The organism is Asticcacaulis sp. (assembly GCF_027484505.1).
Taxonomy (GTDB): domain Bacteria; phylum Pseudomonadota; class Alphaproteobacteria; order Caulobacterales; family Caulobacteraceae; genus Asticcacaulis.
In genome coordinates, this window is sequence record NZ_JAIXSV010000143.1 from 1 (window position 1) to 7,354 (window position 7,354).

Genomic DNA, 7,354 nt, shown 5'->3' on the forward strand with positions numbered 1-7,354 from the left:
GTCGGGCACATGGTTCACGATCTCGGCGAAGCCCCGGCCGAAGACGGTATCGACGATCTGCACGAGGTTCTGGGCGCTGAATGGGCTGCGGCGCGTTTCCCGCTGGCTGTCAGCGAGCCGATCCGCCTGCATGTGGCCGCCAAGCGTTATCTGTGCAGCGTCGAACCCGGCTATGAGGACGGCCTGTCGAAGGACTCGCGCATCTCTCTGGCGCTTCAGGGCGGTCTGATGGACAGCGCTGAACAACTGGCCTTTCTGCACGAACCCTTTGCCGATGACGCCATTGCGCTGCGTCGCATCGACGAACTGGCCAAGGACAAGCACGCCGTGACCGACAGTCTCGACGCCTTTCTGGAGCGCCACCTCGCGGCGGCCCTGAATCCTGAAACCACCCTCGCCTGATCGTCACACGATCATAATAATATTAGGTTATATCATATCCGATCTAATTTAATATTATAGCAATCGAGGATGGCATGACCTCCAGACTTACCCGCAGCCTGGCCCGGTCTGGTCCGGGATGGGTGGCCGTCTATGCCCTGATGGCCGCCTTCACCACCTATTTCTGCATGTATGCCTTCCGTAAGCCTTTTACAGTGGCCAGCTATGCGGACATATCGGGCTGGCCGTTTGCCCTCGACTTCAAGATCACCCTCGTCATCGCGCAGGTACTGGGTTACGCCCTGTCCAAGATGATGGGCATTAAGGTGGTCAGCGAGGCCACGTCGGAGCGCCGGGCGCTGCTGATCGTGGGCTTTGTCCTGACCTCATGGATATCCCTGATCCTGTTTGCCGTCCTGCCCGCACCGCTGAAGGTCATTGCCATCTTTTTCAGCGGTCTGCCGCTGGGGATGATCTGGGGGTTGGTGTTCGGCTATCTGGAAGGCCGTCGCAGTTCCGAATGGCTGGGCACCGGCCTGTGCATCAGCTTCATCGTCTCTTCCGGGGTGGTGAAATCGGTCGGTCGCGCGCTGGTTGTCGATTACGGCATACCGGAACTGTGGATGCCCGCGGCCACCGGAGCGCTGTTCCTGCCGGTTCTGGCCCTGTCGGTGTGGATGCTGTCGCAGACCCCGCCGCCCGATGCCCGCGACATGGCCGAACGCATGGCGCGTCAGCCCATGTTTCGCGAAGAACGCAAGGCCTTCTGGGCACGCGCCGGTCTGGGTTTGGTCCTGCTGATCATCGCCTATATCGTCCTGACCGCCGTGCGCGACTTCCGCGATAATTTCGCCGTCGAACTGTGGGATGCGCTGGGTTATGGCGATGAACCCTCGGTCTTCAGCCTGTCCGAACTGCCGATCGCCGCCCTTATCCTGCCCCTGTTCGGCCTGACATCCCTGATCCGCGACAATCGCCGTGCGGTACTGGTCTATCATGTGATGATCATCTCCGGTGCGGTGCTGATTGGCGCCGCGACCCTGGCGTGGCAGGCGCATCTGCTCAGCCCGTTGTGGTGGATGATCGCCGTCGGGGCCGGGGTCTATCTCGGTTACATCCCCTATAATGCCGTGCTGGCCGACCGCCTGACCGCGGCGCTCAGCCTGCCCGGTAATGCGGCCTTCTTCATGTATCTGGCCGATGCCTCCGGCTATGGCGGCAGTGTCGCCCTGATGCTGCTCAAGAATTTCGGTCTGTCCCTGAGCTGGTTAGGCTTCTTCACCGGCCTTTGCTACGCCGCCGCGGCTATTGTGGGGGCCACCACCCTCGCCTCGGCCTTCTACTTCTCGCTCAAGGTTTTCCGCAAATGACGCCGACCCGCCGCACCGTGACCGCCGCCCTGAGTGCGGTAAGCCTGAGCAGCCTTGCCGCACCGCTCACCGGTAAGGCGGGTGAACCCGCCATGCCCATACGCCGTATCGCCATTCTGGGTTGCATCCGTCAGAAAAAGCCGGTCCCGGCGCTGGTGGCCTATGCGGCGGCCAAGGCCGATCTGAACCTGTGGATCGGCGACGCCGTCTATGTGGACACTAGGGACAACCCCGCCGCCTTCACCGAAGCCTATGCCCAGCTTGCCAGCAAGCCCGGCTTTGCCGAACTGCGCGCGCAGGGCGTGCATATGGCGACATGGGACGATCATGACTATGGTGCCAATGACGCCGACCGCACCTATCCCCTGAAAGAGGTATCCAAAACGGCGTTTCAGCGCTTCTGGAACCTTGAAACCGACACCTCAGCCCCGGACGATGGCGTTTACAACAGCCGCCTGTTCGCCTTCGGGGTGCGCCGTCTGCACGTTATCATGCTGGATGTGCGCTGGCACCGCGACGCCCCGGACGGGCACGGCGACATGCTGGGCGAGGCACAGTGGCGCTGGCTGGACGAACGACTGGCGGTCGCGGCAGACCTCACTCTGATCGTTAGCGGGACGCAGATCCTGCTCACCGCCGGGACCGGCTCGGAAACGTGGGAAGACTATCCGCGCGCCCGTGACCGCCTGTTTGAGATGATCCGCAAGCATCGCCGCGAAGGCGTGGTCTTCATTACCGGCGATCAGCACTATGGTGAGGTCGCCCGCGCGCGGGGCGCTCTGGGCTATGACGCGGTCGAGCTGCAATTCTGCGGCCTCAATCAGATCGAGAAGCCGGAAAAGAACCTCTATCGCGTCTCGCCCGTTTCCACGACCCTGCACGCCATGTGCCTGCTGGATATCCAGTGGGAGGCGGACGACTATAATATGCCGCACATCCTCTATCGCGTCAGCGACAGCCAGACCGGTGCGACCGACATCTCTTATCGCCTTAATTTCAGTGAACTGACCTTATAAGCAAGGGACACAGCCATGACCGCTGATCGCCGCCATTTTCTGAAGGCGCTGGGCGCCGCGGGCCTGAGCGCTGCCACGCTGGCGACGCTGGAAAAGGCCATGGCCACCCCGGCCCATAACCGCACCGGTACGATCATGGATGTCGAGCACGTGGTGATCCTGATGCAGGAAAACCGCGCCTTCGACCACTATTTCGGCAGCTTTCCCGGCGTGCGCGGTCTGGGCGATCCACGTCCCCTGCGGCTGCGCAATGGGCACACCGTCTGGCGTCAGCCCAGCGACCAGCACCCAGATGGCTATGTACAGCCCTACTGGGCCGACTCCAAAACCGCCAACGCCTATGTGGTCGATGGAGCCGATCAGGGGCACAGCGCCGCGACGATTATTGTGAATGGTGGACGCTTCGATCAGTGGGGTGTCTCACGTCAGTTGCAGCACCGCATGACCTATTACAAGGCGTCGGACCTGCCCTTCTATCACGCACTGGCTTCGACCTTCACTATTCTTGACGCCTATCACTGCTCGACCCTGACCCAGACCTATCCCAACCGCCTGCACCTGTGGACCGGCTGCAATGGCGGCGGGCGTGTGGGTGGCGACCCGGTGATGAGCAATTACGGCGAAGACGAAACCCCTTCGGCCGACATGGCTACCGATCAGCCGATCAAGGCCTATGAGTGGACCACCTATGCCGAGCGTCTGGAAGCGGCAGGCGTAAGCTGGAAGGTCTATCAGGAATACGACAATTTCGGCGACAATATCCTGTCGGTGTTCAAACCCTTCCGCCCGTGCGACAAGGAGTCCAACCTCTATAAACGCGGTCGCTCATGGGTGTCGGAACACAAGACGGGCGAAGACCGCACCCGCTCGGACGGCACGCAACTGGTCGAAGCCTTCCGCGCCGATATCGCCGCCGGTCGCCTGCCGCAGGTGTCGTGGGTCGTCACGGCCGCCGCCTTGTCCGAACACCCGCGCTGGACACCGGCGGACGGTGAAAACCTGACCGCCAAGCTGATCGAGGCGCTGGTCGATCATCCCGAAGTCTTTTCAAAGACCGTCTTTATCCTCAACTATGACGAAGCCGGCGGCCTGTTCGACCACATGCTGCCGCCCATGCCTGCCGCCGATGCCACGCGCGGTTATAGCGGCGTCAGCGTGGCCGGGGAGTTCAAGGATTACGACAAACACCCGCACTCCGGCATTCAGGGCCTTCAGCCACTGGGCCTCGGCATCCGCGTCCCTGCCATCGTCGTGTCGCCGTGGAGCCGGGGCGGTTATGTCTGCTCTCAGGTGTTCGACCACACCTCGACCCTGAAATTCCTCGAAAAGCGCTTTGGTGTGAAAGAGCCGAACATTTCTGACTGGCGGCGCGCCGTGTCAGGCGACCTGACGGCCTGCTTCGATTTCAAGACCCCCAATGGCGACACGCACGGCATCGACCTGCCTTCGACCGACGATTACACGCAGCGACTGGCCCACGCCGCGCGGCAACCGGCGCTGAAGATCCCGGCCGTCCAGACCCCGGCACAACAGCCCGCTTTGCAGCGACTGGCGCGGGCCCTGCCCTATCGCCTAGGAGCTGACCTGCGCCCGGACGGTGAAAACCTGCTGATCGAACTGAACAACAGCGGCAGCCAGGCGGCGGTCTTCACCATCCATGACTACGCGCCCTACGGCCTGAGCGCGCCGTGGCACTACACCCTGATCGCCGGCGAACGTCATACCGCGGCCCAATGGAACCATCAGGACAAGGAGGCCTACGATCTGGCCGTGCACGGTCCCAACGGCTTCTATCGCCATTTCCGGGGCAAGCCGTCCAAAACCGGCTATGTGCGCGTGAGCCTGCACGAAGACCCGGCGACCGGCCGGGTGACGCTGGGACTGCATAATGACACCGCCACCGAAGCGACACTCAGCCTCAGCGTCGATGCCCGCTACGCCATAGCCCCCAACGCGCCGCGCCAGCAGGCGGTTACCCTGAAACCAGCTGAGCAACGCGACATCGTCTTCGACCTGAGCGCCAGCGACCTGTGGTACGACCTCAGCCTCAGCGATACGACAGATGCCGACACCCTGTGGCGCTATGCCGGACACGTCGAAACCGGCAGGCCGAGCCGCACCGACCCCGGTATAGGCGGGATGGTCTTGGTGCGGACGTAACTTCTGATTTTCGCACGCCGCTGGCACCTTTACGGGGTTTCGTAACGGTAGCAAGGCGACAAAACGCCGACCTTGCCGGCTGAAGGCAAGATCACGCGCACGGAAACCGGGCGCTTTACTAAAAATCTATACCGGTATGATCGGCAGGCTTTCTGGAGCGCACTGGCCTCGCGCTTGCGCCCTCAGCCCGCCTACGCGCTGGGAGTCCGATCGCCACCATTGCCACCCCGACCGCCGCCGCCATAGACATTACCAAGCACCACCAGCCAGATTTCAGCCATTTCCGGCCATGTCTCGGAGCTTACACGCAGAGTTCACAGAAATAACCTTTGGATCAAAGTCCGCCTTGGTTTCCGGCATCTCATCCAGTGATTTCACCTGCGCCTGTGTGACACCCGCAGGCACACCAAGTGCATATAGCAGGGCCATCAGGCCGCATTTCAAAACACGAGATTTCACCGTTTTCTCTCCCCATAAAACCCTCTGCTGACGCACGGCAGAAAAGGCACCAAACCAAACTGTGTGGCGAATTAAGGCATTGAAGACCTGACAACTCTCTCGCGCTTTTTCCTATTCCATCGGCGAACAGATCGGCGACGCCGGAACCTTTGTATCCGCCGCCTCAACCAGAACGGCCTTCGGATAGAGGGCCTCCCATTCCTGAACAGCTACGGCGGCATTGGTTTTCCCATCGGTTGAGGCGTCAAACACCGCCTTCAGGCACCGTGTGGTAACCGACTCGAACGCTACCTCGGTCCAGTTCCCGGCCACGGCCTGTGGGTAGCTGGTAGTAATTGCCTTCCAGCCCTGATCGGCATCTGACCAGTATTCGAGATGCCACGCCCTGGGCGGCGCCACGCCGATGCCGGAACCGGCCGGCTGATCGGCCCAGAAATAGAGGCGCGTTCCGTTGAATTTCAACGGCTGCTCCCACTGATAGACGACCCACTGCTGCTTCGGATTGTTCGGCGACCACGTCCCCCAGGTGTCCGGCGGCAACGGCGCTTCGCGCACCTTGCCGTCATTAAGGGCGCGGATCCAGTATTGCACCGGCACAGGTGAATTCGACGCCAAGATGCGTGCCGCCGGGGCCAGATTGCGTTGGGGTTGTGGTGCTGACGCGGGCGCACGGGTCTGTTCGACCTTTTCAATAAGCGGCGGGTTTGCGCTGTCATCCCACGTCAGTTCATCGACGGCGACCGAGCGACGGAAATGGCCGCCACCTTTGGCATCGGCCGTATGATAGGCGATGTACCACTTACCCTTGAACTCGGAAATGCCCGGATGCGAGGTCGTCGAAGATACGGGATCGAGCACAACCCCGCGATAGGTCCACGGCCCCAGGGGCGAGGTCGCCGTCCCATAGGCAACACAGGCATAATAGACGGCCTCGGTACACTCCGAGGTCGGCCCCGCCGTGTTCCCAGCATAGGCCATGTAATAGATGCCCTTGCGCTTGAAAATCCACGGCGCTTCAAAAAAACCTTTCAGGCCTGTGACATCTACAGGCGTCCCCTTGAACGTCACCATGTCACGTTCAAGTTCGACCCCTTTCAGGCGGCCAAACGTTCCCCAATACATATAAATTCGGCCATCGTTGTCGATCAGCACCGTCGGATCGATATTCTGGATATCGTTTTTCATCGGATAGGACTGCGACACGACCGGCCCGGAGGGGTGGGCATCGACCCAGGGCCCGGTGGGGCTGTCGGACACGGCCACTCCGATGGCAAAACCGTCCTTGTTGGTTGAGCCTTCCTGCATCACCGGCGCGTAGAGATAGAAGCGCTTATCCGGCCCCTGCACGATCTGCGCGGCATAGGCGCGGCCGGGTGTGGCCCATTTGAATACTGCATCCGGCTTCAGGAAATGCGGATAGTGCGTCCATTGGCCGGACCTGGGGTCATCGGTGACCAGCATCTGCCATTCGGGCATGATGAAGTCATTGACCCCCGGCTCCGCCGTGTCGCGCCCGGTGAGTATGTAGAACTTGCCATCGGCCACCAGAGTCGCCGGATCGGTCGTATAGTCCTGACCATCCGACAGTATGGGGTTGTGGGTCGCCATCACCTGTCGCGCCTCAAGGGCCGGAGCGGCCAGGGCCGAGCCACCGAAGCCTGCCAGGCTAGTCAGGAGACTGGCCCCGGTGAACAGAGCCTTACACGCGGTCGTCATGAGGACAGGGTGCACGGGAACCTCATCGAAATGTCAGACATAATGAATTATTTATACCGTATACTAATTTTGATGCAAGCCGTCGTCTTCAATACGGGAAATTTTGTTGTTTTTGACTCCACCAGCGCACCATCACGTTCCTTCTTGCGCCGCATCATTGCATATTGTATACGGTATATATTCTTACGCAAGCAGTTGGAGTAAACAATGAAAGTCGATTGGCGCGGCGTATTCCCGGCGGTCACCACACAA

Annotated in this window: 7 protein-coding genes; 4 read left to right on the forward strand and 3 right to left on the reverse strand. The window is 61.0% G+C overall.

The features are described from left to right. From Q0072_RS09220 to Q0072_RS09235, 4 genes are all read left to right on the forward strand, one after another. Window positions 1–402 (forward strand): metal-dependent phosphohydrolase (locus tag Q0072_RS09220; protein WP_298328842.1); only part of this gene is annotated, 402 nt, incomplete at its 5' end. A 74-nt stretch (window positions 403–476) separates the two neighbouring features. Next, on the forward strand, window positions 477–1,751 hold the full coding sequence (locus tag Q0072_RS09225) for a DUF5690 family protein (RefSeq protein ID WP_298328844.1): 1,275 nt from the start codon (window positions 477–479) through the stop codon (window positions 1,749–1,751). Next, entirely contained in the window at window positions 1,748–2,767 is a 1,020-nt protein-coding gene (locus Q0072_RS09230; RefSeq protein WP_298328846.1) for an alkaline phosphatase D family protein, read from the forward strand. The genes Q0072_RS09225 and Q0072_RS09230 overlap by 4 nt, the downstream gene beginning before the upstream one ends. Before the next feature lie 15 nt (window positions 2,768–2,782). After that, a complete protein-coding gene (locus tag Q0072_RS09235; RefSeq protein ID WP_298328848.1) occupies window positions 2,783–4,927 on the forward strand; it encodes a phosphocholine-specific phospholipase C in 2,145 nt (714 codons plus the stop codon). 273 nt (window positions 4,928–5,200) lie between these two features. Here the strand turns inward: Q0072_RS09235 and Q0072_RS09240 are convergent, their stop codons facing one another. From Q0072_RS09240 to Q0072_RS09250, 3 genes are all read right to left on the reverse strand, one after another. Beyond that, window positions 5,201–5,386 carry a hypothetical protein gene (locus tag Q0072_RS09240; RefSeq protein ID WP_298328850.1) on the reverse strand — a complete coding sequence of 62 codons (186 nt, stop codon included), beginning with the start codon at window positions 5,384–5,386 and terminating at the stop codon, window positions 5,201–5,203. A gap of 111 nt (window positions 5,387–5,497) precedes the next feature. After that, a complete protein-coding gene (locus tag Q0072_RS09245; RefSeq protein ID WP_298328853.1) occupies window positions 5,498–7,117 on the reverse strand; it encodes a family 43 glycosylhydrolase in 1,620 nt (539 codons plus the stop codon). Window positions 7,118–7,149: 32 nt separating this feature from the next. Then, a partial coding sequence (locus Q0072_RS09250) for a hypothetical protein (RefSeq protein ID WP_298328855.1) occupies window positions 7,150–7,354 on the reverse strand: 205 nt, incomplete at its 5' end.